At 48.8% G+C, this 25,648-nt stretch carries 21 protein-coding genes, 1 tRNA gene and 2 pseudogenes; 13 read left to right on the forward strand and 11 right to left on the reverse strand.

Annotated elements, in window-relative coordinates; genetic code table 11:
* Nucleotides 1-16: 16 nt before the first annotated feature.
* The 3 genes from citC to SOM82_RS16975 are packed head-to-tail and all read right to left on the reverse strand — an operon-like array spanning nucleotide 17 to nucleotide 3,312.
* Nucleotides 17-1,057 (reverse strand): [citrate (pro-3S)-lyase] ligase, encoded by a 1,041-nt coding sequence (gene citC, locus SOM82_RS16965; RefSeq protein WP_320460573.1) that lies wholly within the window; start codon nucleotides 1,055-1,057, stop codon nucleotides 17-19.
* Between the two features lie 12 nt (nucleotides 1,058-1,069).
* On the reverse strand, nucleotides 1,070-1,933 hold the full coding sequence (locus tag SOM82_RS16970) for a fumarylacetoacetate hydrolase family protein (protein ID WP_320460574.1): 864 nt from the start codon (nucleotides 1,931-1,933) through the stop codon (nucleotides 1,070-1,072).
* Nucleotides 1,934-1,950: 17 nt separating this feature from the next.
* Nucleotides 1,951-3,312, reverse strand: coding sequence for a 2-hydroxycarboxylate transporter family protein (locus SOM82_RS16975; protein ID WP_154126167.1), 1,362 nt, complete (start codon nucleotides 3,310-3,312; stop codon nucleotides 1,951-1,953).
* A gap of 345 nt (nucleotides 3,313-3,657) precedes the next feature.
* Here SOM82_RS16975 and SOM82_RS16980 point away from each other — a divergent pair, with 345 nt between their 5' ends.
* Together SOM82_RS16980 and SOM82_RS16985 are read left to right on the forward strand one after the other, a co-directional pair.
* A complete protein-coding gene (locus SOM82_RS16980) occupies nucleotides 3,658-5,295 on the forward strand; it encodes an ATP-binding protein (protein ID WP_320460575.1) in 1,638 nt (545 codons plus the stop codon).
* A complete protein-coding gene (locus SOM82_RS16985; RefSeq protein ID WP_320460576.1) occupies nucleotides 5,285-5,977 on the forward strand; it encodes a response regulator in 693 nt (230 codons plus the stop codon). The genes SOM82_RS16980 and SOM82_RS16985 overlap by 11 nt, the downstream gene beginning before the upstream one ends.
* Before the next feature lie 179 nt (nucleotides 5,978-6,156).
* Here the strand turns inward: SOM82_RS16985 and SOM82_RS16990 are convergent, their stop codons facing one another.
* On the reverse strand, nucleotides 6,157-8,292 hold the full coding sequence (locus SOM82_RS16990; protein ID WP_320460577.1) for an ornithine decarboxylase: 2,136 nt from the start codon (nucleotides 8,290-8,292) through the stop codon (nucleotides 6,157-6,159).
* A 400-nt stretch (nucleotides 8,293-8,692) separates the two neighbouring features.
* Between SOM82_RS16990 and SOM82_RS16995 the strand changes: the two genes are divergently transcribed.
* From SOM82_RS16995 to SOM82_RS17005, 3 genes are all read left to right on the forward strand, one after another.
* Nucleotides 8,693-9,406 carry a DUF554 domain-containing protein gene (locus tag SOM82_RS16995; protein ID WP_320460578.1) on the forward strand — a complete coding sequence of 238 codons (714 nt, stop codon included), beginning with the start codon at nucleotides 8,693-8,695 and terminating at the stop codon, nucleotides 9,404-9,406.
* 95 nt (nucleotides 9,407-9,501) lie between these two features.
* A tRNA-Phe gene (locus SOM82_RS17000) sits at nucleotides 9,502-9,577 on the forward strand.
* 851 nt (nucleotides 9,578-10,428) lie between these two features.
* The gene (locus SOM82_RS17005) at nucleotides 10,429-11,847 is read left to right on the forward strand and encodes an SIR2 family protein (RefSeq protein ID WP_320460579.1); all 1,419 of its coding nucleotides are present in this window, start codon (nucleotides 10,429-10,431) and stop codon (nucleotides 11,845-11,847) included.
* 119 nt (nucleotides 11,848-11,966) lie between these two features.
* Here the strand turns inward: SOM82_RS17005 and SOM82_RS17010 are convergent.
* The 3 genes and pseudogenes from SOM82_RS17010 to SOM82_RS17020 all read right to left on the reverse strand — a co-directional run.
* A pseudogene (locus SOM82_RS17010) lies at nucleotides 11,967-12,869 on the reverse strand (IS3 family transposase); the annotation flags it as partial.
* A gap of 12 nt (nucleotides 12,870-12,881) precedes the next feature.
* A complete protein-coding gene (locus tag SOM82_RS17015; protein ID WP_064562008.1) occupies nucleotides 12,882-14,033 on the reverse strand; it encodes an IS30 family transposase in 1,152 nt (383 codons plus the stop codon).
* Nucleotides 14,034-14,100: 67 nt separating this feature from the next.
* Nucleotides 14,101-14,367, reverse strand: a pseudogene (locus SOM82_RS17020) (transposase); the annotation flags it as partial.
* 27 nt (nucleotides 14,368-14,394) lie between these two features.
* Between SOM82_RS17020 and SOM82_RS17025 the strand changes: the two are divergent.
* Entirely contained in the window at nucleotides 14,395-16,179 is a 1,785-nt protein-coding gene (locus tag SOM82_RS17025; protein WP_320461348.1) for an ATP-binding protein, read from the forward strand.
* A 421-nt stretch (nucleotides 16,180-16,600) separates the two neighbouring features.
* On the opposite strand, the gene SOM82_RS17030 is transcribed toward SOM82_RS17025, so the two are convergent.
* Complete coding sequence (locus tag SOM82_RS17030) at nucleotides 16,601-17,416, reverse strand: DUF6602 domain-containing protein (RefSeq protein WP_057060182.1); 816 nt, start codon at nucleotides 17,414-17,416, stop codon at nucleotides 16,601-16,603.
* A 437-nt stretch (nucleotides 17,417-17,853) separates the two neighbouring features.
* Here SOM82_RS17030 and SOM82_RS17035 point away from each other — a divergent pair, with 437 nt between their 5' ends.
* Nucleotides 17,854-19,041: a site-specific integrase gene (locus SOM82_RS17035; RefSeq protein ID WP_320461349.1), complete on the forward strand. Its 1,188-nt coding sequence runs from the start codon at nucleotides 17,854-17,856 to the stop codon at nucleotides 19,039-19,041.
* Nucleotides 19,042-19,092: 51 nt separating this feature from the next.
* Here SOM82_RS17035 and SOM82_RS17040 read toward each other — a convergent pair whose 3' ends face one another.
* The 3 genes from SOM82_RS17040 to SOM82_RS17050 all read right to left on the reverse strand — a co-directional run bounded on the left by SOM82_RS17040 (nucleotide 19,093) and on the right by SOM82_RS17050 (nucleotide 22,704).
* Nucleotides 19,093-19,443, reverse strand: coding sequence for a hypothetical protein (locus tag SOM82_RS17040; RefSeq protein WP_320461350.1), 351 nt, complete (start codon nucleotides 19,441-19,443; stop codon nucleotides 19,093-19,095).
* 75 nt (nucleotides 19,444-19,518) lie between these two features.
* The gene (locus SOM82_RS17045; protein WP_320461351.1) at nucleotides 19,519-21,441 is read right to left on the reverse strand and encodes a DUF927 domain-containing protein; all 1,923 of its coding nucleotides are present in this window, start codon (nucleotides 21,439-21,441) and stop codon (nucleotides 19,519-19,521) included.
* Between the two features lie 72 nt (nucleotides 21,442-21,513).
* On the reverse strand, nucleotides 21,514-22,704 hold the full coding sequence (locus SOM82_RS17050; protein ID WP_320461352.1) for a site-specific integrase: 1,191 nt from the start codon (nucleotides 22,702-22,704) through the stop codon (nucleotides 21,514-21,516).
* Between the two features lie 449 nt (nucleotides 22,705-23,153).
* On the opposite strand from SOM82_RS17050, the gene SOM82_RS17055 reads away from it, so the two are divergent.
* The 6 genes from SOM82_RS17055 to SOM82_RS17080 all read left to right on the forward strand — a co-directional run bounded on the left by SOM82_RS17055 (nucleotide 23,154) and on the right by SOM82_RS17080 (nucleotide 25,608).
* Nucleotides 23,154-23,507 (forward strand): hypothetical protein, encoded by a 354-nt coding sequence (locus SOM82_RS17055; RefSeq protein WP_320461353.1) that lies wholly within the window; start codon nucleotides 23,154-23,156, stop codon nucleotides 23,505-23,507.
* Complete coding sequence (locus SOM82_RS17060) at nucleotides 23,500-23,931, forward strand: hypothetical protein (protein WP_320461354.1); 432 nt, start codon at nucleotides 23,500-23,502, stop codon at nucleotides 23,929-23,931. The genes SOM82_RS17055 and SOM82_RS17060 overlap by 8 nt, the downstream gene beginning before the upstream one ends.
* Before the next feature lie 47 nt (nucleotides 23,932-23,978).
* Nucleotides 23,979-24,407: a DUF2787 family protein gene (locus SOM82_RS17065; protein WP_320461355.1), complete on the forward strand. Its 429-nt coding sequence runs from the start codon at nucleotides 23,979-23,981 to the stop codon at nucleotides 24,405-24,407.
* Nucleotides 24,408-24,464: 57 nt separating this feature from the next.
* Nucleotides 24,465-24,929, forward strand: coding sequence for a lecithin retinol acyltransferase family protein (locus tag SOM82_RS17070; protein ID WP_320461356.1), 465 nt, complete (start codon nucleotides 24,465-24,467; stop codon nucleotides 24,927-24,929).
* On the forward strand, nucleotides 24,908-25,147 hold the full coding sequence (locus SOM82_RS17075; protein WP_071977973.1) for a DeoR family transcriptional regulator: 240 nt from the start codon (nucleotides 24,908-24,910) through the stop codon (nucleotides 25,145-25,147). The genes SOM82_RS17070 and SOM82_RS17075 overlap by 22 nt, the downstream gene beginning before the upstream one ends.
* Nucleotides 25,148-25,224: 77 nt before the next feature.
* Nucleotides 25,225-25,608 carry a hypothetical protein gene (locus SOM82_RS17080; RefSeq protein ID WP_048227221.1) on the forward strand — a complete coding sequence of 128 codons (384 nt, stop codon included), beginning with the start codon at nucleotides 25,225-25,227 and terminating at the stop codon, nucleotides 25,606-25,608.
* The last annotated feature ends 40 nt before the right edge of the window (nucleotides 25,609-25,648 follow it).

Raw genomic sequence — 25,648 nt, forward strand, 5'->3', positions numbered from 1 at the left:
GATAAATTCCTGATCGTTATGCCACTTCTGCGCGAGTGTTTTGGTGCGCTTCAAAATAGTGCGCTTCGAGATGCGCGAAAGTGGATTCCGGGACAATCTCCCGAATGCGAGAAAACTGCTCTGTTTTGAGTAAGCGGCGGACTTCCGACGCCGAAATGGCGTTTCCTGTCGCCTTGATGCGCGGCATTTCCATCACCGCGATTTGCGTGGCAAGCAGCTGATGCAGCATCTGGTTGTACTGGCGGGTAATATCGCAAAACGGCTCAGAGCCGATAAACCGGTGGGTTACCCCAAGCGCGGGAGCGATAAAATCGCGAAACACCAGCACGTCGATTTCGCTCCATGCCTGCTGCACTTTTCCCGTTTCTTTGAGGAAATAGGCCGGAAATGTCGCACGCGAAATAATGTATTGCGATCCTTCATGCACCGTCACATTCGGCAAATGCGCCACGCCCGCGCGCACCATCTCCAGACGGCCGGAGAACGGGAAAAAAGACGCGTCCTCGCGCACCACAAACAGGTGCAGCCAGTCGCACTGTTTTGCTGCCTGCTCGACCAGGTGACGATGCCCAAGCGTAAACGGGTTGGCATTCATCACTATTGCGCCGATCTTCTCGCCCGGCTGGCGCAGTCGTTGCAGCGAACGACAGTAACGCTCTATCCCCTGCGGGGTGTTTTCCAGCAGTACCGCATTGTTCCCGCTCTGGGCAATCGGCCAGAAGCCGCTGCGGGCAAAGCGCTCTTTGTTGCAGGGCCGCGTGCAGAGGAAAAGGTGGAAATGACCGCGAGCCAGCGCGGCATTTTCCACTTCTGCCAGCAGGCGTGCGCTAAGATTCGCCCCCCGCAGCTGCTCATCAACCGCCACGCATTTGATGACATTGGCGGCCAGCCCCGCACATCCCACCAGCTGCAAGCCGGACCAGGCTTCAACAAACAGCGTGATGTCGCTATCCAGCCCCAGCCCGCTATCGGCCAGCAGGTAGCGAATCTGGCTTAACCGTTCCGGCTGTTTCACCACGTTCGTGAGGCGAAAGTCGATAGTGGGTTGCGAGTGCATATGCCGCCTTCCTTAGTGCGCTGCGGCCAGCGTTTGCGCTGGCGCTTCCATGATCACATTGCTCAGATGGCCGATGTTTTCGATCTCGACCTCAATGCGATCCCCCTCCTGCATAAACAGCGGTGGGTTACGCTTTTTGCCTACGCCGCCCGGCGATCCGGTAATGATCACATCGCCCGGACTTAAGCGGGTAAAGGTGCTGATGTACTCGATCAGCTCCGCCACCTTATGGATCATGCTGCTGGTGTTATCGTCCTGCACCATGCGGCCATTCAGCCAGGTGCGGATCGCCAGCTGATGCGGATCCGGGATCTCATCGGCGGTCGCCATCCACGGGCCAAACGCGCCGGTCTGCCGCCAGTTTTTACCGGCGGTAAACCAGGTGTGCTGCCAGTCGCGAGCGGAGCCGTCCATATAACAGCTGTATCCACCCACATGATCCAGCGCCTCTTCACGGCAAATGTTCTCGCCGCCTTTGCCGATAATCACCGCAAGCTCGCCTTCATAATCGAACTCGCTGGAGTGGCGCGGCTTTAAGACCGGTGAGTTGTGGCCGGTCTGCGAGTCCGGGAAGCGAACAAACAGCGTTGGAGCCGGATTGTGCTGGTCAAACTCTTTGCGTTTGTCGGCGTAGTTCATGCCCACACAGAGAATTTTTTCCGGGTGCTCAATCACCGGTAAAAAGGTGATGGCCTCCATCGGTACATCAACGGTATCGTTGAGATAGCGGGTGGCATCCGCCAGCCCGTTACCCTCTAACAGCGCTTTGAGGTCGCTGTAGCGGTCGCCCAAGCGGCGACCTAAATCCACCACACCTTCGGCTTTGACGATGCCGTAGCTGCGTTGACCCTGATACAGAAAACTTGCGAGTTTCATTGTTCTTTCCTGAAGACTTAGACGAGGAAGTTGCCCAGAACCAGCAGCGAGACGGAGACGTTAATCGCGCCGCCGATACGGGTAGCAATTTGGGCGAATGGCATCAGGCTCATGCGGTTGCCTGCGGTCAGAATCGCCACGTCGCCGGTACCGCCCTGCCCGCTCTGACAGCAGGAGACGATGGCGACATCAATCGGATGCATACCAATCTTTTTACCGACGAAGAAACCGGTGGCCACCAGCGCGGAAACCGTGCTGACAATCACCAGCAGGTTGCTGACGGTGAAAGCGTTCACCAGCTCCTGCCACGGGGTGATCGCGACGCCAACGGCAAACAGAATCGGATAGGTCACGGAGGTCTGGAAAAATTTGTACACCACCTGCGAGCCTTCCAGCAGACGTGGGGATGCGCCGTTACACAGCTTGACCAGCACCGCCACAAACAGCATGCCAACCGGTGCAGGCAGGCCAATCAGCTTGTGACCGAGCATGCCCAGCATGTAGAGCAGCACCGCCAGCAGCGCCCCGGAGGCAATAGTGGTCACATCCGCTTTGCCCGAGAAAGCCGGCTGAGAAGTGCCTGCATCAGCATTCGCGCGGTTTGGCATCAGTTGACCTTCGCCGGTCAGGTGCGGATAGCGTTTACCGAGCTGATTCAGGCAGCCAGAGATGATGATGGCGGTCAAACCACCGAGCATGACCATCGGCAGTACGCGGCCCAGCGCCACCCCCTGATCCATGTGCAACAGCGTGGCGTAACCGATGGAGAGCGGAATCGCCCCTTCGCCTACCCCGCCCGCCATGATCGGCAGAATGATAAAGAAGAAGATCTGGAAGGGCTCAAGACCGAGCGCCAGACCGACGCCCATTCCCACCAGCATGCCGACAATTTCGCCGCACAGCATCGGGAAGAAAATGCGTAAGAAGCCCTGAATCAGCACGGTGCGATTCATGCTCATGATGCTGCCAACGATAATGCAGCAGATGTAGAGATAGAGAATGTTGGTCGATTTATAGAATTTGGTGGTGGACTCCACGACGACGTCCGGCAGCAGGCCGTAATAAACCATTGCTGACGGAATAAAAGTGGCGCAAATCGCCGCCGCACCGAGCTTGCCAATAATCGGCAGACGTTTGCCGAACTCACCACAGGCGAAGCCGAAAAACGCCAGCGTCGCGACCATCACCACGATGTCGCTCGGCAGCTTGCCGCCCAGACAATCAATCGCGATCAACGCTCCCGCCAGGACAAACAATGGCAGGGGGATAATGCCGACTTTCCAGGTATCCATAATGTGCCACCAGCGTTCTTTGAACGATGGACGCTGAATATCTATCGGGTCGTGGGTCACAGAGAAAGAATCGTCAGTAGTGCTCATAATTAAGCCTCTTGGTTATTTGTGCTTTCAGCGTAGAGTCACAAAGGCTTACTTTATGTGAGGAAAGGCATATTAAAACCGAAGTTTTAATGGCCTCTATGGTTTTAATGGTTTCTTTTATTTAATGTGATTAATGCCTTATTTATTTGCGTGGTTTTAATGGTTTCTTTTCCAGATGCAACATAAAAAATAACATTTATTCATTTTCGTTCAGCGTACCTGTTATTCAGATAATTCTTTTGTGAAGCGCGCTGTGCAAAGGATCACAAGTTTCAGGCAAACCCGCTGCCAGGCGGGGAAAAGATGATATATTGTCATAATCCGTTGATACCGTGCGTGCCAGTCATGAAAGTGTCATTTCAAATTAAATTATTTATTTCCCTCGTCGCTTTCTTCTCCGTGCTCTTCACATTACTCGGCGGATATTATTATGTCGATGTGGGCAAACAGCTATATCAGGAAATGAGTGCCCGCGCCAAAATACAGGCGGAAGAGATTGCACTTATTCCTGATTTACGGAAAAAAGTTGAAGAAAAAGATATCAAGGCAATCCATGACTTCATGCATCAAATAGCGTCCCACAGCGACGCGAGTTTTATTGTGATTGGCGACAATCACGGTCTGCATCTTTTTCACTCGGTGTTTGAGGACCGCACAGGCAAAACGCTGATCGGCGGCGACAACGACGCGGTGCTGCACGGCAAAAGTATCACCACCATCCGCAAAGGTGGGCTGGGCATCTCGCTGCGCAGTAAAGCGCCTATTTTCAACGATGCCGGGCAGGTGGTGGGCATTGTCTCGGTGGGCTATCTCACCAGCTATCTTGATACCATCACCGTCAATAAAGTGGTCAATATCCTGATTGCCGCCGTGCTGTTGCTTATCGCGCTGTTCGTTTTTTCGTGGTTTTTCACCCGCAGCATTAAGAAGCAGATCTTTTCGCTGGAGCCGCGCGAAATTGGCCTGCTGGTGCGCCAGCAAAAAGCGATGATGGAGTCGATCTACGAAGGCGTGATCGCCATCGACGATAACCTGCGGATCGAGGTGATCAACCAGGCGGCCCGCAAGCTGCTCGGGTTATCCCAGCCCGCCCGCGAACTGCGCGGGCAGTTGATTGGCCAGGTCATTAACCCCGTTGCCTTTTTCTTGCCAAAAACCATGCTGGCTAAAGATACCCACGATGAGATCTGCCGCTTTAACGATCTGACGGTGATCGCCAGCCGCGTACGGATCATGCTGGAGGATTTGCTTCAGGGCTGGGTGATCACCTTCCGCGATCGTAATGAGATCGACTCGCTTAGCGCCCAGTTGAGCCAGGTAAAACGCTATGTCGATAATCTGCGTATTATGCGCCACGAGCAGCTAAACCGGATGACAACGCTCTCCGGCCTGCTGCATATGGGGCGTTACGAGGAGGCGATTGGCTATATTCAGGCCCAGTCTGAACATGCCCAGGAGCTGCTGGACTTTATCTCCGCGCGGTTTAGCTCGCCTACGTTGTGCGGTTTGCTGTTGGGTAAAGCTGCGCGAGCGCGTGAGAAAGGCGTCGCGCTGAGTTTTGATCCCGCCTGTCGCATGGACAACGCCTTTACCTCGCTTTCGGAAGCTGAACTGATTTCGATCATTGGGAATCTGCTGGATAACGCCATTGAAGCCACGCAGCGCGCCCCGCTCCCGCATCAACCGGTGGAAGTGCTGATCAAACTCAACGAACGTGAGCTGATTATTGAAGTGGCAGACCAGGGCGTCGGCATTCATCCGGCAATCCGCGAGCGTATATTTGAACGCGGCATCACCACCAAAACGCATGGCGATCACGGTATCGGCCTGTACCTGATCGACAGTTATGTCACCCAGGCTGGCGGCTGCGTAGAAGTTGCCGATAACATGCCACGGGGCGCGATTTTCTCGCTATTTATTCCCACCACGGGACCCCTCCGGCGTCCCGTTCAGGAACTCGAAGAGACTGACTATGCAACATGAACATATCGACGTACTGATTGTTGAAGACGAGAACGAGCTGGCGCAACTTCACGCAGAGCTTATCAGTAAACATCCCCGTCTGAGACTGGTGGGCATTGCTTCGTCCCTGGCTGAAGCGCAGGCCATGCTTTCCAGCCTGCAGCCGCAGCTCGTTCTGCTGGATAACTATTTACCCGACGGTAAAGGGATTACGCTGATCAGTAATCCGCTGCTGGTGCACGCAAACTGCTCGGTGATTTTCATTACGGCTGCCAGCGATATGGATACCTGTAGTCTGGCTATTCGCAACGGCGCGTTTGACTACATTCTCAAGCCGGTCTCCTGGAAACGGCTTAGCCAGTCCCTTGAGCGCTTTGTGCAGTTTGCTGAACAGCAGCGGGTGTGGAAAATTGTTGACCAGCAGAACGTGGATTCGCTCTATCAGCTACAGGCTAAAAACTACCGTCAGGATAGCGGCAGTAAAGGAATTGAAGAGAACACGCTGGCGCGGGTGCAGACGCTGTTCAACGAAAAGGCGTCACACTGTTTTTCGGTGGATGAAGTGGTGAGTGAAACCGGGCTGAGTAAAACGACGACCCGGCGCTATCTGGAGCACTGCGTAGAGGCCGGTTTTTTGAGCGTGGAAATGCTGTACGGCAAGATTGGACATCCCCGGCGGATGTACCGGCGCAGTGCCAGTTAATCCCTCTCACCCCAGCCCCTTTGGGGAGAAGGAACGTCCCGGTGCGGTCTCTTCCCACTCACCCCTTTGGGGAGACGGAACGTCCCGGTGCGGTCTCTTCCCACTCACCCCTTTGGGGACTCATCTTCCCCCTCGCCCCTGTGGGGAGAGGGCCGGGGTGAGGGGAAAAGCAGTCGCCCTTACGTCAAAACATAGCCATACAACCGCTTAATCCCATCTGCATCCTTCTCGCTGTAGACGCCCTGCAGCTCCGGTGAGAAGCCCGGCAGCAGATTCACGCCCTCTTCCAGCGCCAGGAAATAGCGCTGGACCGCCCCGCCCCAGGCTTCGCCCGGCACAACGCACAGCACGCCCGGCGGATAGGGCAGCGCCCCTTCCGCGGCGATACGGCCTTCGGCTTCGCTGATGCGCACCAGCTCCACGTTACCGCGAATGTACTCCCGGTTCGCATCCTGCGGGTTCATCACCACGGGCGGGAAACTCTCCTGACGGAACATCGCTTTTTGCAGATCTTTCACGTTAAAACTGACGTACAGATCGTGCATCTCCTGACACAGTTCACGCAGGGTATAATCGCGGTAGCGCACCGGGTATTTATTGAAGATGGTCGGCAATACCTCCGCAAGCGGCGTGTCATTTTCGATATGCTGTTCGAACTGGCCAAGCATGGCCACCAGCTGCGCCATTTTCTCTGGACTCTCGGCAGGCGTCAGCAGGAAAAGGATCGAGTTGAGATCGCACTTCTCCGGCACAATGCCATTTTCACGCAGATAGTGAGCGAGGATCGTTGCCGGAATACCAAACGCGGTGTAGTCACCGGTTTCCGCGTTGATCCCGGGCGTGGTGAGTAGCAGCTTGCACGGATCGACAAAATATTGCTCATCGGCATAACCGTCAAAACCGTGCCACTTCGCACCCGGCTCGAAGCTGAAGAAACGACGCTCGCTGGCAATCGCGTGAGTCGGATGGTCCTGCCACGGTCGCCCCGCCACAACAGGCGGAATAAACGGTTTGATCATCTTACAGTTGGCGATAATCGCCTTACGCGCTTCAATCCCCAGCTCGACACACTCCGCCCACAGCCTGCGCCCGCTCTCGCCTTCATGAATTTTTGCATTGATATCCAGCGCGGCAAACAGCGGATAAAACGGGCTGGTAGAGGCGTGAAGCATGAAAGCATTATTCAGACGCTTGTGGGGGCAGAAACGGGCCTGTCCACGGATGTGGTTATCCTTTTTATGGATCTGCGACGTTTGCGAGAATCCGGCCTGCTGCTTATGCACCGATTGCGTCACGAAAATGCCCGGATCGTTCTCGTTCAGCTCCAGCAACAGCGGCGAACTGTCCGCCATCATCGGGATAAACTGCTCATAGCCCACCCACGCGGAATCAAACAAAATGTAGTCGCACAGATGCCCGATTTTGTCGATCACCTGCCGGGCGTTATAGATCGTCCCGTCATAGGTGCCGAGCTGGATCACCGCCAGCCGAAACGGGCGAGCATCGTTAGCCTTGTCTGGAGCGACATCGCGGATCAGATTGCGCAGATACGTATCGTCAAAACAGTGCTCATCAATCCCGCCGATAAAACCAAACGGGTTACGCGCCGCCTCCAGATAAACCGGCGTCGCGCCAGCCTGAATCAGAGCCCCGTGATGGTTAGATTTGTGATTATTGCGGTCAAACAGCACCAGATCGCCACGCGTCAGCAGCGCGTTAGTGACAACTTTATTCGCCGCAGAAGTGCCGTTGAGTACGAAGTAGGTTTTGTCGGCATTAAACACTTTTGCCGCGAACTTTTGCGCATCTTTGGCAGAACCCTCATGGATCAGCAAATCGCCCAGCTTCACATCGGCGTTGCACATATCGGCACGAAACACGTTCTCACCAAAAAAGTCATAGAACTGTCGCCCCGCCGGATGCTTTTTGAAGAACGCACCGTGCTGATGTCCGGGACAGGCAAAGGTGCTGTTTCCCATCGCCACGTACTGGCTCAGGGTGTCAAAAAAGGGAGGCAGTAAGTTCTCTTCATAGCGACAGGCCGCCGCTTCCAGTTCCAGCAACTCCTGCGCTTTACCGCTTATCACCGCCGTCACACCTTCGGGTGCGTCGGTCTTTTCCTGCGAGAAGATGAACACCGGCAGCTGGAATCCCGAGCGTTTTAAGAGTGTCAGAATCCCACTGCGGCTCTCAGCCACGGTAATGACGACTGCCGCCACATCCGTAAAATCGGTGTCATCCAGCATCACCACTTCCCGGTGTGTGGAAAGAGCGGAAACCAGCTCATGGCTGGCGGCAATTTTTAATGATTTCATATGCACACATACCCGTTTCAGGGGAGTAAAAAGCCCCGGACAGCGTCGCAATCTGCCCAACGAATGTGTCTGACGGGATTTCAGCTCCGATCGCCAGACATCAGTAAAAGCAGAACGCGTCTGGTTTTAATGATGTCCTGCAATGAACCTGCGTTACCCTCACCGCATGGTGAGCGTAGAATAGAAAGCGGAGATACGGACAGGTTTTCGCACAGTGGCAGACTTCATCATCTTTGGCGGCTCCGTTATCCGTAGGGGAAATTTCGCGCAATAATGTCACCTTTTATTTTTAGGCGCAAGAAAGAATCTTTATGCATTTTTTCTGCACAGACCAGACCGTTTATCGGCTTATGCGTGCAATAATAATGCAATATCAATGATTAAATAGCGGGAGTGAATTGTGGTAATTGGACCGTTTATTAATGCCGGTGCCGTGCTGCTGGGCGGCGTACTGGGCGCTGTATTAAGTCAGCGCTTACCTGAGCGTATTCGCACTTCCATGCCCTCAATTTTTGGCCTTGCGTCGCTAGGCATCGGTATTTTGCTGGTCATCAAATGCGCCAATTTACCGGTGATGGTACTGGCAACGCTGCTCGGCGCGCTGATTGGTGAATTCTGTTATCTGGAAAAAGGGATTAACCGCGCGGTGAGCAGAGCCAAAAATCTCATCTCACGTCCTGGCAAAGCGGCAAGCGGCTCCCACGAGACGTTTATCCAAAACTATGTCGCCATCATTATTCTGTTTTGCGCCAGCGGGACGGGGATTTTTGGTTCGATGCAGGAAGGGATGACGGGCGATCCCAGTATTCTGATTGCTAAGGCATTTCTGGATTTCTTCACCGCGACGATTTTCGCCACAACGCTGGGTATTGCCGTAGCGGCGATTTGCGTCCCGATGCTGATGATTCAACTTGCACTTGCCACCTGCGCCACGCTGATTTTACCGCTGACCACTCCCGCGATGATGGCAGACTTTACGGCTGTGGGCGGGTTGCTGTTGCTGGCGACAGGCTTGAGAATCTGCGGCATAAAGATGTTTGCGGTGGTGAATATGCTGCCAGCGCTGGTGCTGGCGATGCCGCTGTCAGCCCTGTGGACGCACTTTTTCGCCTGAGTTGACAGCAAACTGGCGAGAGAGTGTGCAGTCCGTAGCGAAAACAATAAATTTCATTGACGCCAGAAGCGTGATCGGGTTTAATGCGCCCCGTTGCCCGGATAGCTCAGTCGGTAGAGCAGGGGATTGAAAATCCCCGTGTCCTTGGTTCGATTCCGAGTCCGGGCACCACTATTCATAAGGCCTCGCTGCAAAGCGGGGCTTTTTCCTTTTCTGGCTACGGTTGACTTCTGGTCGTTGCAACACGTTATTTGTTTGCTGGATTTCTCGCCATTTTCGCAGTTGTTCGTTACTTTTAGACACCTCAACATCCTTTGATGTACCTTTTCCTAACCTCACAGCTACGGTCTTTCTACGGTCCTCTACGATTCCTTTCTCTCATAGCATTCATAATGAAGTAGAAAATACGGGGAAAACGGGGGAATTATCATTTCGCCCTAATCCGCTGGTCTTAACGTGATTTTGTCGCGGGGAATAAGGTGGGGAAATCCCCAATAGCAAGCGGGGAAATCTGGCAGCATACCCCCTCCACCATTCACATGGGGATCTTCACCAGTCCGTCCACCTACAACAAGCTCTTCTTGCCCTTTCACTTCTTACCGTTTTCAGAATCCCCCGTTCTCCACGCCATCATAAAATGATTTATCCGTAAGCTTAACGTAATGGACTGTTGAACCTGAGTGTCCGCTGTGAGCGAAAAGCGGAACTTCTCACATAGGTAATGAAGCGTTTCCTAACGTCAGGGTGTACTAATCAACGAAGAGCAGGTCAGAGGACTCGAACCGCTTTCCTCTTCCATCTACGTAGAATCCCAAGAATTTATGTGCTTTCCGATTACAATTTAGCCATGCTAAGTTAGAAAAAGCATTGAGTACCTTAGGATCGTATCGATGATACTCTAAGGATCTTGGAGGCTTGTGAGGCGTAAGGTTCAAAGCCAATAGTTTATTGATAGTCACGCAAGTGGCTCTAGTTTTCGCCTACAAACCTATATTTTTCATACAAATAAAAGAAGTGTATTTATGAATACTCAGCAAATTAAGGTTGGCAGTGTACCTGAAATTATTGAGCTATTACCAAACTCTAGCGAGCAGGCTGATTCTCATCCTTTCATCCTATCGGCAAACAGTGCATGGGGAGAACAGGGAGCAGAAATATCAATAGAGAGATTACGCCAAAATATCGAGCCTTGGCTAACAGCTCTCTTCCAATCCGAACATTTAAATTTATTGATAGGTGCGGGTTTAAGCACATCTATTCAAATATCGGCTACAGATTCACCTCCAGCTGGAATGGGTTGGATCAGCGATCTAGCCGTATGTAAAAGTGAAATAGATGCATTTTCTACTCAGGCTGCCAAAGCTGCAGGTCGCGATAACGGAAATATAGAAGATCAAATTAGAGCTATTAATGAACTTATTAAAGGGCTTGAAATTCTGACTGTGTTGAATACCCCTCAACCTGAAAATCCTCCAGCTCCTCATGCTGCTTATAGGAATCTAAAAACGGATTTAGAAATACTCAAGGGAGAGCTTTCTCGCTGCCTAGGTGAGTTTTCAAGATCTGTGAGTGCCGGAGAATACTTGATTAAAACTGCTGAACCAAAGCGTAAAGAGGAAACTTTCAACTATCTAGTTAGTTTCTTGATGAGCTTTGCAAGTAGGACCGCTACTCGCGATAGGTTGCATATTTTTACAACAAACTATGATCGCATTATTGAAGTAGGTGCTGAGCTTGCTGGTTTGAGACTTATAGATCGCTTTGTAGGAAGTATCGCTCCAGTGTTTCGATCTTCAAGATTGGAGGTTGATTATCACTATAATCCTCCAGGAATTCGTGGCGAACCAAGATATTTAGAAGGCGTAGCGCGTTTTACTAAGCTTCATGGATCCCTTGATTGGCATGAACAAAATAGCGCGATTAGGCGCTTTGGTTTACCTTTTGGAGCACGTTCTGTTGAACCTTTTTTAGAAGCTGAAGGCCATCAAAGCAACAGCTTTGAACAACTTATGATTTACCCTAACTCAGTAAAAGATAGAGAAACTGCCGAGTACCCTTATGTTGAGCTATTTCGAGATCTAGCCGCAGCAACTAGCCGTCCAAATAGCACATTAGTCACCTATGGCTATAGCTTTGGTGATGAGCATATCAACAGGGTAATTGAAGACATGCTTACAGTGCCTTCGACTCATGTAGTCATAATTGCCTTCGGAGATCCGCTTGGAAGAATCATAAATTTCATTAGTAAGAGTGGAAGAAAAGCACAGATCACCCTATTAATGGGAGACCATTTAGGAGACCTCAAGACTTTAGTTGATAACTATTTACCTAAACCAGCTATTGATAAAGCATCAATAAAAATGACTGAATTGCTTAAGCAAAGAGGATTTATCCAGCCTAAAGAATTAGGTAATTCAACTGGCTCCGAGGTATCACAATGAGTTACTTACCAATAGAAAGATTAGAGCAATTAAGAATTGGATCTGTTGGATTTGTATCACCTAATGAAATTAGAGTTTCTTTAGAGATTGACTCCCCTGATTCAGTGTCACTGAAGTGGTCAACAAAAACTGGCCACGGCTTTAGAGTTTTTCCAGAACAATCGCTCTGATTCATTGGGTGTTAAGCCACCGTTATATTGGTGGGGTCTGAGCTGGCTGTAATAACCAATGATGTAATTCGTTATTGATCTATTTGCTTCGCTAAAATTAGCGTATCCACAGTTCGGTACCCATTCTGATTTCAGGCTGCGAAAAAATCGTTCCATTGGGCTGTTGTCCCAGCAGTTCCCACGTCGACTCATGCTTTGCTTTATACGATAACGCCACAGTAACCGTCTGAATTCCCTGCTGGTATAGTGACTTCCCTGGTCAGAATGATACATAACGTCAGCCGGTTTCCCCCTGGCTTCCCAGGCCATCGTTAATGCTTTTCCTGTCAGGGCTGAGTCCGGAGAAAACGACATCGCCCAGCCTATTGGCTTGCGGGAAAATAAATCCAGAACAACCGCCAGATAAGCCCACCGTTTGCCCGTCCAGATGTAGGTCACGTCGCCGCACCAGGTCTGATTAGGTTCCGTTACTGCAAACTGGCGATCCAGATGATTAGGGATATCCACATGCTCTTTTGTGGCTTTTTTGTAGCGATGCTCCGGTTGCTGGCAACTAACAATATTCAGCTCTTTCATTATCTTACTGGCCCGCCAGCGACTCAACGGAACACCTTTTGCGCCGACCATATCGGCAATGCTCCGGGCCCCCGCAGAGCCATTACTGGCATGATGAACTTCACGAACCAGGCTAAGTATAACGATATGTTTTGCATCAGGTTTCTGCGGTCGGCTTAGCCAGTACCGATAGCTACTGCGATGGATCCCGAACACATTGCAAATAAAGGCAACAGGAAACCGCGTCCTGAGTTTCTCAACTAACGAGAATTGTTCAGAGAGTCTGACATCAAGAGCGCGGTTGTAGATTCAATCTGTCAACGCAACACCCCTTTCAATGATCTCTTTCGGTGTTTTGAACTTCAGTGTCTTTCTCGGTCTGTTGTTTAGCTGAGCTGCAACCTGATCCAGCTCATGTTGAGTATATTGGGCAAGACATGTCTTTTTAGGAAAGTACTGTCGAATTAGCCCATTAGTGTTCTCGTTTGTTCCCCGCTGCCAGGGACTCTGAGGATCGCAGAAGTAAACTTTAACTCCGGTGCTGCCAGTAAATTCCAGATGCCTGGCCAGCTCCATTCCTCTGTCCCATGTCAGTGATTGCCGGAGTTCAGGCGGCAAGCTCAGGAATTTGTCGGTAAGAGCCTGATTCACTGAGAAAGAATCTTTGCCCCTGAGCCTAAGGATGATCGTATAACGTGATTTTCGGTCTACAAGTGTGGCTATATGCGAGTTTTTTGTGCCTGATACTAAATCGCCTTCCCAGTGCCCCAGAGAGCGTCTGTTATCGATATGCCGGGAGCGTTCGTGAATTGGCGTTCCGTTCACTATGTTGATCGTGCCTCTTTCACCTTTGCGGGTATGGCGTCTGCCATGACGAAGGCTATGCGACCGGCGCAGATGCTGTACATTCAGGTGGTGTAGCGCTTCACGGCTACGAAAGTACAGGGTTTTATAAATTGTCTCAGGTGATATTCGCAGTGTTTTTTGACGCGGCTTCGTTCGCCTTAACCATCCTGATATTTGCTCTGGAGACCACTTCATCTCCAGCTTTTCCAGGACAAGCTCCCGCAACGGTAAATTCTGATCCAGTAAGCACGGTTTTGGTCTTTTCGCCATTCTGTTGGCCCGGTTATTAGCATCAACAGCTTTGTAATAGCGCCTGCCTCGATTACGCTGGACTTCACGTGAGATCGTCGAAGGACTACGATTCAGCGCAGTCGCTATCGCACGAATGCTCATTTTGGCTGACAAACCAGCTCGTATTTCCTCGCGCTCAGACAGCGTCAGGTGAGCTACAGCCCGCTTGCGCTCATTGGGTTTTATGCCGCCAGTATCTCTTAACATGGTGAAGATTGTTCCTGGTTTCGAACCCAGGATATTAGCTATCTCACTGAAGCCTGTTCCGTTCTTCCACAGTTCAAAAACAGATGCTTTTTCCTTTGCTGTAAATGTCCGTCTCATTCAAAAACCCTCCGCAACCCCATGTTTTCACATGACTGTTGCGTTGACCAATTGAATCTACAGTAGCCTTTTTTAATATATTGTTTTCCATTTCAACACGTTGCAGTCGTTTTTCTAATTCACGAATGCGAAGTTGCTCAGGCGTCATCGGAGAGGCCTTTGGGGATTTACCTGCGCGTTCTTCTTTAAGCTGGCGAACCCATTTATCCATCGTGGATTTACCGACATTCATTGCCGTTGCAGCGGCGGCAACGGTGTAGTGCTGATCGAGTACAAGCTGGGCAGCCTCAAGTCGGAACTCGGGGCTAAAATTGCGTCTGTTACGTCCGGTCATAATGTCACCTGTTTTGACTATGAGGTGATGATATCACCTCTATTCAGGTGGCCAGATTTAGTATTCCACTTCAATATCAATCCCGTTGGTACTTTGAGAGTCGATAGAAAAAACGAAGATTACAAGTTCACAAGAGGAACAGATGCTTTTCCCTCGGTTGGTGACTCCGTGCTCCTGCCTACTGACCGGCAATTAAAATCAATAATAGAATCAGGTGACAATAGAAGAGTAAAAATAGGGGACAGCCCCCTAGCTAACAATGCGGAAATAAAAGTGGACCCTGATAGGCTTTTTGGACGACATTTAGCTGTTTTGGGCAATACAGGTAGTGGTAAATCATGCTCGGTTGCGGGGTTAATTCAATGGTCTTTAGATGCTGTTTTACAACAGGGACAAACTCCAAATGCTCGGTTCATAATACTTGATCCAAATGGAGAATACAGTAGGGCATTCGGCCCAGAATCAAAATACAAGGGTAAGCTATTACGTGTAGAAGCTAACACTGGTGCTGGAGAGATAGATCTTAAAGTTCCGTCATGGTTATGGAATAGCTCTGAGTGGGGTGCTTTCACTCAAGCGAGTTCAAAAGTTCAACTTCCTTTACTACGCCGAGCTTTGAGGGCGATGAGAAATGATGTTTTATCAGAAGATGATGTGACAATCCAAGCGAAACACTTCTGCGGTATCCTCCTCGTATCCATACGACAATTATCAAGCCAAGGCCAGATATATGTGAATGGCGGCCATGCCAAAGGTTTCGTTGATAGTTTAACGTCTTGGAATAATAGTCTGTCCACATTAAACGACAAAATCGATAACAAACCTTTCGATAATCTAATAAACACGATGAATGTGTATCTTTCCTCTCGTATAGGAATAAAATGGCCTGAAAAACCTGAAGTTTCAGATACTGATCAGTTGATTAATGAATTAAAAAATGCATATGAAACGCTTGGAGGTGATGAACAAGGACTTCTTCCAAAAAGTGAAGATTCGCCTATTCGTTTTAAAGGGGATGATTTTGTCGCATACCTAGAAGCTCTAGCTCAAGAGACAGGCACAGAGCAATTCGTTGAATTCCTTTTGACTCGTATTCGAACAATGCTAGGTGACACCCGTATAAGTGCAGTAACAAATGATTCGGAACAGCCTATCAGTTTAACTAATTGGTTAGACACTTTTCTCGGTAGAGATGGACAAGGTTCCATAACTGTTATCGATTTATCGCTAGTCCCTAATGAAATAATACATTTGGTAACTGCTGTAATTTCCAGAGTAACTTTTGAAGCATTACAACGTTATCGAAGACTTAAGGGGAAACCACTACCAACAGTTATGGTTGCAGAAGAAGCGCATACATTTATTAAACGCTACAAAGAAGATAGTGAGGGTCAGTCAGTCTCTGACGTATGCTGCAAAGTGTTTGAAAAGATCGCACGTGAAGGCAGGAAATTTGGGTTAGGTCTTGTAGTTTCTTCCCAACGACCCTCAGAGCTATCTCCGACTGTGTTATCTCAATGTAATACTTTTTTGTTGCACAGGATTAGTAATGATAGAGATCAAGAGCAAGTCCATAGACTTGTTCCCGATAACATGAGGGGGTTGTTGAGGGAGTTGCCATCGCTACCATCTCGGCATGCCATTCTACTAGGATGGGCTTCTGAACTTCCGGTTTTAGTTAGAATGAAAGAGCTTACTGAAAAACAAAGACCACAATCTGACGATCCCGATTTTTGGGATGTGTGGTCTAACACTACAGAAGAGCCTCGCGAAGTTAATTGGCAACCAATAGCTGATGATTGGCAAAGTTAATTAACTTAACTAATTTTTAGTAGTGTTATAAGTAGTGGCTTATATCTGACATGACAGTTTAGGTTAGTAGTTTCAATCTAACAGTAAGTGTCCACGGTGACGTTTTCATACTCAAATATCCTGAAATGTGGGAGATTTGAGTATGGTTGTCCCTTATGAGCGAGGAGCGGAAGTTCTGCTTTAAGTGTATCAAACCCTCCAGCAAAGATGTTCTTGAATGTAATGCCATAATTTCCCTAACATTCCAGCACAAGTCAATTAATTCTCAGTCCATAGTGTATTTTACTTAAATTAAAAGCAAATATTCTAGGAATTAAAATAACAAGATCACTTGCGATTATGCTATTTTAAATCAATATTTTTGTTTTTACTGGGGAACCTTCAAAACACGGAGCCAGATTTCTTCGTAGCTACCCTGTTGCTAGGGTTTCAAGTATTCCCCTAAAGGAAAGAAATTTTTTGACAACTTTTGGGATTCAGCAATTTTAACCAAATAAATATAGAATCCCAACAGAGCACTGTTCTCGCTTTCCCCTCTCGAATAGTGAACATGCCCAGGCACCTTCCGGATGAGGAAACCATTATTTTTTACCAAATAATACCCTCTATCTAAAATTGTAATTACATCAGGCATATCATCTAAATCGATATTATTTCCAGTCATGTAATTAAACAGCGAATCTCGTAAGGTACTTTCCTCTGGACCTTGGAAGGCTAGTAGTAAGAATGGTGTTTTTCTCAAGGTTGCACACATCCCTGAGATTTCCTCTACTAATTGCACTGTATTTTGGGGAATATTTTCTTTCATAAAATAACCATCGTCAATACCGATTGGATTGATTCTTACCAAACCTTTTGACCTAACGCAAGCATCTAAGGTTGTCTTAAGGTTTGAAGCTCCTTCGGTCATTGAGCCAGTGTTTAATGAAGATTTACATTCAATTAACGCTAAAGCTGAATCGACAGGGACCATACACTGATCTTTATCATAACTAAGTTTTAAAGAGTGTTTCGAGTATATGATAATATCCATCTGACTTGAGAGATTATCCTTAGAGTCAAAAACCTGTCCTGATGTAATATCTAAATTACTAGGGAGATTTGCTTTTAAAAATTCCCTTATTACAATTTCTCTAGCACTTCCTTTGCTACTCCCGTTCGTCGTTATGGATGACAAATTAAATGCTGAAACCAAAGATGCCGTATGGTTTTTTAAGTGTTTCTGGATTAATTTCATAAAGCTCATTCCATTTTAATTTATCTACATCGCTTAAAGGCAAATGATGCCACCGGCTACCAATTAAAAATTATCTCAACCTGAGAGATTTTTCCAGACTCCAAACGAAAATAAAAAACTACTCGTCACGTCCCTCCTGGCACATAGCCGACACCAAAACCAGCAACATATGGACAACGGTCCCTGCCCTGATGGCAGGTAATTGTATCAGACTTAAACACATATTATTTCTGTGAACTCCCCCCAACGGCAGTCCTTTCCTCTTAAGACCAGAACCAGACCGTAAAGCCTGCTCTTTCTGCATTTCCCGTATTAATTCATACCATGTGGCACCAGCATTCCCTTCGCCACACCAGAAAATCAATTCCCCAATAAAAAAGTGCCGTGCCGGGGATGGGTCAACCCTGACGTTCTTTACACCAGTCACTGGAGGTAATATGTCCAGCCCGAAACGCTTCCGTTTTACTAATCAGCTCATTAAATCCCTGCCCCCTAACACATCAGATTCACGCAGCACCGATGCCGAATACAGCGATACCGAGATTTCTGGCCTGAAGTGTCTGGTCAGCAAAGGGGAAGGACGTAAAAAATTTTTGCTCCGCTACCTCTATCATGGACGAAAACGCGCCATAGCTATTGGTCACTGGCCTGAGGTGGATGTCACCTTAGCCCGTAAGATTTCCATGGAGCATAAACGCTCACTTGCCACCGGAACTGACCCTAAGCAGGAACGTGAAAACAAGAGACAAGAAATGACATTCGATGAACTCTTTAACCAGCATTATCTGGTATGGGCAAAATCTGCTAAACGTAGCTGGGGAAAGGATTTCCAGCGCTACCGGGATCATATACGTCCCGCCTTAGGTCAGATGCTACTGAGTGATATCACACCAGCCAGCATTCTCCGCCTCCAGCAGACGTTAAGCATTTCACTGTCAGCAGCAACCTGTAATCGTGTCATCGTACTGATTAAAGCGGTGTTTACCTGGGCTGGAAGGCAAGGCATTACCTCTATCCATCCGGCAAGAGTGGTACAGCTTCTCAGGGAGAACAACGCCCGACAGCGCTATTTCACAGAAGACGAAATTCGTCGTATTTTTCTCTCCGCCGATGATGATACAAGCCCCGTCGCTGCCCGCTATGTCAAGCTGCTGTTACTGACCGGCCTTCGTCGTGATGAGCTGCGTCTGGGAAGGTGGGAGCATGTTGACCCGGTTAAACGCACCCTGTGGCTCCCGGAAACCAAGAATGGCTATGGACGGATTGTTCATCTTAACTCACTGGCGATGGACGTAATCAGAACGCTGCCAACACAGCGTGGAAATCCGTGGTTGTTTATCGGTAAAAAACAAGGAATGCCGCTGAACAATCCGGTCAAAGCCTTTCAGCGTATCGTGCGTCGGGCGGGAATTTTCGACAAAGAAGTGTGTATTCATACCTGCCGCCATTCGGTTGCGGCGCTCATCGTTTCCCATGGTGGAACGCTGTATGACGTTCAGGCGCAGTTAGGTCATCGCAGTAGTCAGTCATCACAGCGTTATGCGCACCTTCATCCTCAGCGCTTACAGAACACCAGCCAACTTCTGGCGGAAAGGATAACAGCTCAGCTATCTTCTTTGCGATAAATGAAAAGCAGAGGCAAATGCCCCTGCTTTTTTTGAGGGTAAACTTATCAATCAGAATGGGATGTATTCATAAGCGGTCTCATCCTCATTACTTCTGGCAAGATATCGGGCTTTATTGCGAGCCTGATCGATTGATAGTGTTGGAAATTCGCCAAGATAATCATAACGAACGTTACCTTTGAAAATATAACTGGCAAAGAAACGAATATTTTCATTCCGGTTAATCATTGCTTTTAATTCAGGATACTCACTGTCTGTCACTTCCCTACAGATATCATAGAAATTGCATTTAGCCTGCGTCATGATAAGACCATAAAGCGTAAATGGTGGGCGAATAGTTTCACAGTCTGTAATAGCACCAGGAAAAGTGTGAGTCTCATTTAATTCGCAGAATTCAGTCATGGGGTTCCCCTTCTGTTAATTTATTCAGAATGATAAGTTTAAAGATAAGTTAGTTAACTACATTCAGATAATGCTCTAAGCACAATTCAAATCAGCACTGATAAACTCCCGCTTAATATGGTAGTAACACTTATCCATACCAGTAAGAGGACGCTTTTTGTAATGCCCTTTACTTTCTACCCGCAGAAGTTTTCGACGTACCAGCTCCTTAGCGACTTCTCGAGCGCTTAATGAATGTTTCTGGCACCACTCTTCAAAGACAGGAGCAAAGATTAAAAAATCCTCATTAGTATGATGGATATATCCCCAGTGGTTTCCGGGTTTACGGCTCTCACGATCTTTCAGGCCGATGAAATGTGCCCCTTCCCTTTTTACAAGATCACGCTGAATATCAACCAATGCTTGCTGGACCGGGTTATATTGCACAGAGGTATCACTCAGCCAACGAATAACTATTTCCCAGACGGCGGTCGCAATTCGTTCCGGAGAGTAAGGCAATATACCCAGTTCCTGCGCCATCAGACCTACAGCCATTACGAAAGAAAAGCGTCGAAGCGCACGGAGTTGAACATCCGTCAGGAGATACCGTTCATCAACCAGCTCAGCCAGAAGCAGGCCTTCACATTCTGATATCCTAGCTTTAACGGATTCATGTAACCATTGATAACTCACGGGAAGCCCCTCTTCATCAGTCTGAGAAAGCAGACTACGGAGAAAAGCGGGTCCAGCCGTCCCACAGAAGTGCTCAAGTCCCGATTTAAGTTTGTCAGCATGCTGACGAATAATTTCCGGTCCCTCTCCGGGAGCTCCGGCATCTTCCGGGAAAATCTGGAGATTGATAACCCGATGCTCATGACCGCCCTGCAGGTTTTGTTTTTTTTCTCGCAGCTTATGGGAAAATGATATCTCGCCGGAAGACACAAAGAACGAGTTCCACCTTAACGGTTCGCGCATCTCCTGCGTTTTATCCATACGAATTTTTGAGACACCGGATGTCAGGTTATAGATCAGGGAGGAAAGCTCTTTTCCGGAAAATGCTCCTAATTCATCAAGACATACCACAGTACCGGATTGTAAAGCAGCATGACTCTCGATACCGTTGCTTGTGGCATTCCACCGGGCAATGAGCGACGGGCCGTTACTTCCGGCATCTCCTCCATACCCGTGACACGATGCACTCAGTTGCAGCAGGATTGTTTTTCCTGTAGTGGAAAGACCATAGAAATGGAATATAGCAATATCCTGCCCGGCAAGCCCAAGCAAAGGGGATGCAAGAGAGAGCATGATGGCAAAAATTTGATAATCACCTTTGGCATGTTCAACAATAAGTTCCTGCCACTGATCTAACTCACCGTATTCCTTAATCCCTTCGGGGATACGCTTTACAGAAGCAGGGATAATATTTTCAAATCCGTCAAGGTCACAGAAAATAGGGGTTTTTCCGTGCAAAAAGGCAGCTTTTTTATCGATCATCCCCATAGATGGCGTCACCAGATAACACGGTAACGTCATATCCATGCACTTGAGAATGAATCTAATCAGTTCATTTTTACGAGCAGGATCAATCGCAACGCCTTTGTGAGCGAGAGAGGCCATTACCCGATCAATATCGGCATACATTTCATCCATTTTGATGCGAATAGAAATAATCTTTCCAGCCTGATTCCTTGCAACCAGCAATAGCTGCATATCAGACTGACTATCAGCAGAAAAGCATTTCGCATAAGGAAATACAGGTGTAAACGTAAACTGTACCGGGACCTTACCTGAGAGTGAATAAAGCGCTTCTGCACTGGCTCCATAACCCTCCGGCAATCCCTCACGGAATACCATTTCTTTGATAACGGAAAGATCGATATCTTTATGTTGTGAAGCTTTTCTCAGCAGCTTCTTTACATCTGACCTGTCGGTTTTTTCACGATGCATATTTGACATAATTTTCGCGAGTGGTGAAAGCCCAGGTGGTAGCGTTGATAATGTTTTAGTTTCAATTGTCATTAATTCTGTCCTGTAAAATATATAACGGTATAAGCCATGTCCTGCTCTATGAATGCTTGCATTGAGTCATTGTTAAAGGTTCAAATTTGCCATCGCGTGATTAACGGCTTCGTGGTAACGCGCGGGCGAACTGTGCACATAAAGCTCCGTAACTTTTATCGTGCTGTGACCCAGTAAGTCTTTTACGATATTTATGTCGGCGCCGCTCTCAATGAGCTTTGTCGCAAAGGTATGACGCATCTCATGGATGGTGAACGGTGGAATACCCGCAGCCTCACAAAGCCGTTTTTGCAGTCGACGCGGCTCAGAAACCGGATTGTCGGTCCCATTACCCGGAAATACCCAGCCCTTATCACCCAGATGCTGATGCTGTTCTGTCAGAAGAACAAATGCCTTATCACATACCGGTACACGGCGGAGTTTGCCGTTTTTGGTATGCCGAAGGGTAATCATCTTGTGGCTCCAGTCCACATCCTCAAGGCGAAGATGACGGGTTTCCCCCAGACGCAGCCCCGTCAGGGCAAGGAACCTGAGCAAAGCAAGGGCTTCATGATCGGGTTTAGCATTACGCCAGTTCTCACAGACTTCCATCCAGCGCTGAAGCTGTGAGTCATCCATGGCGCGGCGATCTGACGTCACTTCAGGCAGCGCCTTGATATAAAGCGCCGGAGAGCGGCTGATGTATCCCATGCGTGTAGACCAGGTAAACACAGCTTTAATGAGCGCCAGATGGCGGTTGCGTGTGGCAGGCTTGAGATCGAGATCACACAGATAGGCCACAATGTCCGCCTCCGTCATATCAGCGATTTTTTTGTCGCCTAGACGGGGGAGCAGATACTTATGAATTTTAGACAGATCGGTCCTGGCTGAGCGCTTAATACCTTTGTTCAGAACCCCGTCAACGTACTTTTTCAGCAGGCCATTAAAGTCCATTTTTTTAATCTTACGGTAATCTTTACCGTGCTTTTTACGGTCATCTTTCAGGCTGGTCATAACTTCAGATGCAGTTTCACGAGCCTCTGCAACAGACATCTCAGGATATCGTCCAATACGCACATAGATATTTTCGCCACAGATACTTTTGCGAACGATAAAAGTGGCTTCACCTCTACTAACAGGAGAGGCAATTATCTTCAGACCCGTCAGTTTAGTATCACTGACTTCGACTGCCCGGCCTTCATGCAACGCACGGGCACAGCTTTCCGCAATCACGGATTTAGTTAATGGCTGATTCGCCTTTTTTGTGGAGGGATATAACTTCATATCGCGTTCATCTCATTAAAAATCGTCAGAAAAAAGTCACATGAGACGCTGGCCAGCGATGATGCAATACTACTCATGACTAATTGCTACAGCAAATTGATGTGGCAGCGTAATATTCTGCCAACAACCACTAAAACCATTGATTAATAGAATAAAAAAACAAAATGACAATTAATTTCATTAATTTATTTTCTATTAAAATCAATCAGTTAAATTGATTTCCGTATAAATATCCTGAAGTTCGGGGGGGAAATCCTTGTGAGATCGTTTTCGCCCTGAAGAACCTTGTCAAAACGGATCGTGTTCGTTTTCCAAAAATATGGCCTCCAGAATATTCATCGTTTTTTTTCATGTACTCAAAAAAATTATCTGGTTAATTAAGATCCGTAATTACAACAGCATGGGAAATATATTATTTCATTGAATATCAATAATATGTGGAGAAAACCATGTTTAAACTCACTACCCCCACCAGTATCCCTCTCCTCAATCTGCCCGCCTCCGCACTGGAAGCCCTCAGCAATGAAATTCTTGGCCCCGTCGATGATATCGACCTGTTTACCGCCTTCTGGAACGAGACGGGAACCCTGCTCTGGCATCTCAACCACGATGACTCACTCCCCGAAGACCCGCTGCTGGCAGTGGCACTGGCTAACCCGGAATACGTCACCGCACTTGATGATGGCTGGTATCTCCTGCTCGGTATCGTCTGTGATAACGGTCAGGGTATCTATCTGGTTTTCCCGGAAACAACCGTTATCACTGAGCTACAGAATCTGATTGAGGCACTGAACCATGAGTAAGAAAAAAGCCGCTACCGAAGTTGCTGTCAGCGAAAACTATGCCGTGTTCTACAGTGGTGAAGCCGAGAAAATCAGCCCCCACAGCAAGGGACTGCTGGCGTATGAGCTGGGTAAAGAGGATGAAACCAGAAGCCTTGCCCTGCGCTTAACCGCCAATGGCGAAGGAGGCCTGTTCTCCCGTGAATGGATAACGCTTGATGCGATTCACACCATTCTGCAACAGCAGCAGGACAGCTTTCCGTCCCGTGTCTTCCGCCCGCTGTTTGGTCAGGGCAGCACCAACAACGCCGGGTTTCTTGCCGCCGTACTCAGAAGCCCGGATATCTGCCTTATTGAAGCGGACAGCAGCAGACTCTTTATGCACCGTTGTTATGCCGACTGGCAACATCGTATGACGCAGCTTGCTACGCTCAGCCAGGGCTAATCCCCGCTTTTTCTGTGTTCCATTAACCAAAAATCAGGATATTCACTATGTCATCACCCGCAATATTGCAGGGCGGCTATGTGCTGCCGCTCTCCCGGTCGTTCACCCAAATGCTTCTAGACATCGTCGCGCAAAAACCGCCTCATCGTCACCCCATCACCGGATTAACCATTAACTTCCGTGACCCTGAATACTCACCGGAAAAGGGCGGCTGGCATCCGGTAGAAATACGCCTCATCCCTGCCGGAGAAAACTGGCAGCTCGATTACGTCACCGATTTTCACTATGCAGGGCATCCGTGGCCTGAGCTTGAAAAAGATGTCGATATGAGCTGGGCGCATCAGTACACGTGGCTTTCCCGCTGTGGCGATATCTCTCATATCGACGCCCGTGAGTTCTGGTCGCTATGGGAAAGTAACTTTATGGCTTACCACGAGATGGGGGTTTTCACGGTCCGTATTTTGTGGGAAAGCTGAGTATTCACTACGTTTCCCCGCATCCCCCCTCTCCCCCGTAGTAAGGAACTGAATATTATGTACCGGCTTCTGCTGCTTAACTTCGTGGATTCATTTATCAATAACTGCATTCTGTCCTGCGTCGATGAACCGGCTTACGGCGGTATCGTGCAGTGCGAACTGCTTTTTGGCCTTGCCGCACACAGCGGTATCTATGTGGGTAACGGCGATATTGTTCATCTTGATGGAGATGGAACCGTTATCAAAAGTAAGGCCAAAGGGTTTCTTGACCGGCTCGATGGCTGGAACTCCGCTATCTCGGTGTATACCGACTGTATGGATTTGACGCCTCAGGGTTGTGCGCGTGCCGCTGAACGGGCAAAGGCGGCAGTGGGTCAGCGCTATCCTTATAGCCTGCTCGACTTTAACTGCCACCGGTTTACTGCCCGCTGCGTTACCGGCGATTCGTGCCCTGATATCTGGCTTGCCAGACACCTCGATTCTTTTCAGAAAGGGGACCGATGGCGCGTATGGCAACGATGAAAGCCAGCCGTTGCAGGCAACGTGTCACCGGACAGGGCGAACGGCTTATCCGACTGACCATGGCCCTGTTTTACGGTCAGACAATATCTGTTCGCTACATCATCCGGCAGTTTGACGTGTCTCCCCGTACAGCAAGACGGGACCTCACCCATCTGGCCTTTGTGCTGGAATCCGCTGGCCCTCACCTCTGGCGACTGGCTCCCTCTCTGAAACCCTGACTTTTTTCTCTGCCGGACATATCCTGACCACCCCGTATGGCAGGCTGTCTCCGCTTTTCAATCCATAAGGGAACATAATGAAAATTTCTAAACTGTTAACCGCCACACTTCTGCTTTCAGCCTTCAGCCACAGCGCATTTGCCGACGAGCAGGCTGACGCTCAGATGATAACCAACTCTACCTTCTGTGCGATGTACTCCACCCGCCTGACCCAGACCAGTGACAGCGGCCTTCAGGTAAAAGGCGTCAATCTCAATGCCCGCATCAACGGACCGGTATTCAACAGGGTACTTCAGGTGATGAACAAAACCTATGGCAGAACCTGGCTCGAATCAAATGCCCGTAACGGCAGCATGACCGCCATGCAGCTTTCGCAGTCGGAGCTGCTCTATAACCCGGAATATGCCCGGCAGTGCGATGCCTTTGCGGATAAAGTGGAAAAGGAATGGCGCGGAAAGTAATCCCGACGCGTTATACCTCCATCCGGTGAACAGAAACCTG

Origin of the sequence: Lelliottia sp. CFBP8978 (assembly GCF_034046055.2) — a bacterium.
In the GTDB taxonomy this organism is placed as follows: Bacteria; Pseudomonadota; Gammaproteobacteria; order Enterobacterales; family Enterobacteriaceae; genus Enterobacter.

Excerpts from the sequence above, each read along its gene's own strand:
- citC (WP_320460573.1), bottom strand. The coding sequence starts at position 1,057 with ATGCACTCGCAACCCACTATCGACTTTCGCCTCACGAACGTGGTGAAA.
- SOM82_RS16970 (WP_320460574.1), bottom strand. The coding sequence starts at position 1,933 with ATGAAACTCGCAAGTTTTCTGTATCAGGGTCAACGCAGCTACGGCATC.
- SOM82_RS16975 (WP_154126167.1), bottom strand. The coding sequence starts at position 3,312 with ATGAGCACTACTGACGATTCTTTCTCTGTGACCCACGACCCGATAGAT.
- SOM82_RS16980 (WP_320460575.1), top strand. The coding sequence starts at position 3,658 with ATGAAAGTGTCATTTCAAATTAAATTATTTATTTCCCTCGTCGCTTTC.
- SOM82_RS16985 (WP_320460576.1), top strand. The coding sequence starts at position 5,285 with ATGCAACATGAACATATCGACGTACTGATTGTTGAAGACGAGAACGAG.
- SOM82_RS16990 (WP_320460577.1), bottom strand. The coding sequence starts at position 8,292 with ATGAAATCATTAAAAATTGCCGCCAGCCATGAGCTGGTTTCCGCTCTT.
- SOM82_RS17005 (WP_320460579.1), top strand. The coding sequence starts at position 10,429 with ATGAATACTCAGCAAATTAAGGTTGGCAGTGTACCTGAAATTATTGAG.
- SOM82_RS17015 (WP_064562008.1), bottom strand. The coding sequence starts at position 14,033 with ATGAGACGGACATTTACAGCAAAGGAAAAAGCATCTGTTTTTGAACTG.
- SOM82_RS17025 (WP_320461348.1), top strand. The coding sequence starts at position 14,395 with ATGATATCACCTCTATTCAGGTGGCCAGATTTAGTATTCCACTTCAAT.
- SOM82_RS17030 (WP_057060182.1), bottom strand. The coding sequence starts at position 17,416 with ATGAAATTAATCCAGAAACACTTAAAAAACCATACGGCATCTTTGGTT.
- SOM82_RS17035 (WP_320461349.1), top strand. The coding sequence starts at position 17,854 with ATGTCCAGCCCGAAACGCTTCCGTTTTACTAATCAGCTCATTAAATCC.
- SOM82_RS17040 (WP_320461350.1), bottom strand. The coding sequence starts at position 19,443 with ATGACTGAATTCTGCGAATTAAATGAGACTCACACTTTTCCTGGTGCT.
- SOM82_RS17045 (WP_320461351.1), bottom strand. The coding sequence starts at position 21,441 with ATGACAATTGAAACTAAAACATTATCAACGCTACCACCTGGGCTTTCA.
- SOM82_RS17050 (WP_320461352.1), bottom strand. The coding sequence starts at position 22,704 with ATGAAGTTATATCCCTCCACAAAAAAGGCGAATCAGCCATTAACTAAA.
- SOM82_RS17055 (WP_320461353.1), top strand. The coding sequence starts at position 23,154 with ATGTTTAAACTCACTACCCCCACCAGTATCCCTCTCCTCAATCTGCCC.
- SOM82_RS17060 (WP_320461354.1), top strand. The coding sequence starts at position 23,500 with ATGAGTAAGAAAAAAGCCGCTACCGAAGTTGCTGTCAGCGAAAACTAT.
- SOM82_RS17065 (WP_320461355.1), top strand. The coding sequence starts at position 23,979 with ATGTCATCACCCGCAATATTGCAGGGCGGCTATGTGCTGCCGCTCTCC.
- SOM82_RS17070 (WP_320461356.1), top strand. The coding sequence starts at position 24,465 with ATGTACCGGCTTCTGCTGCTTAACTTCGTGGATTCATTTATCAATAAC.
- SOM82_RS17075 (WP_071977973.1), top strand. The coding sequence starts at position 24,908 with ATGGCGCGTATGGCAACGATGAAAGCCAGCCGTTGCAGGCAACGTGTC.
- SOM82_RS17080 (WP_048227221.1), top strand. The coding sequence starts at position 25,225 with ATGAAAATTTCTAAACTGTTAACCGCCACACTTCTGCTTTCAGCCTTC.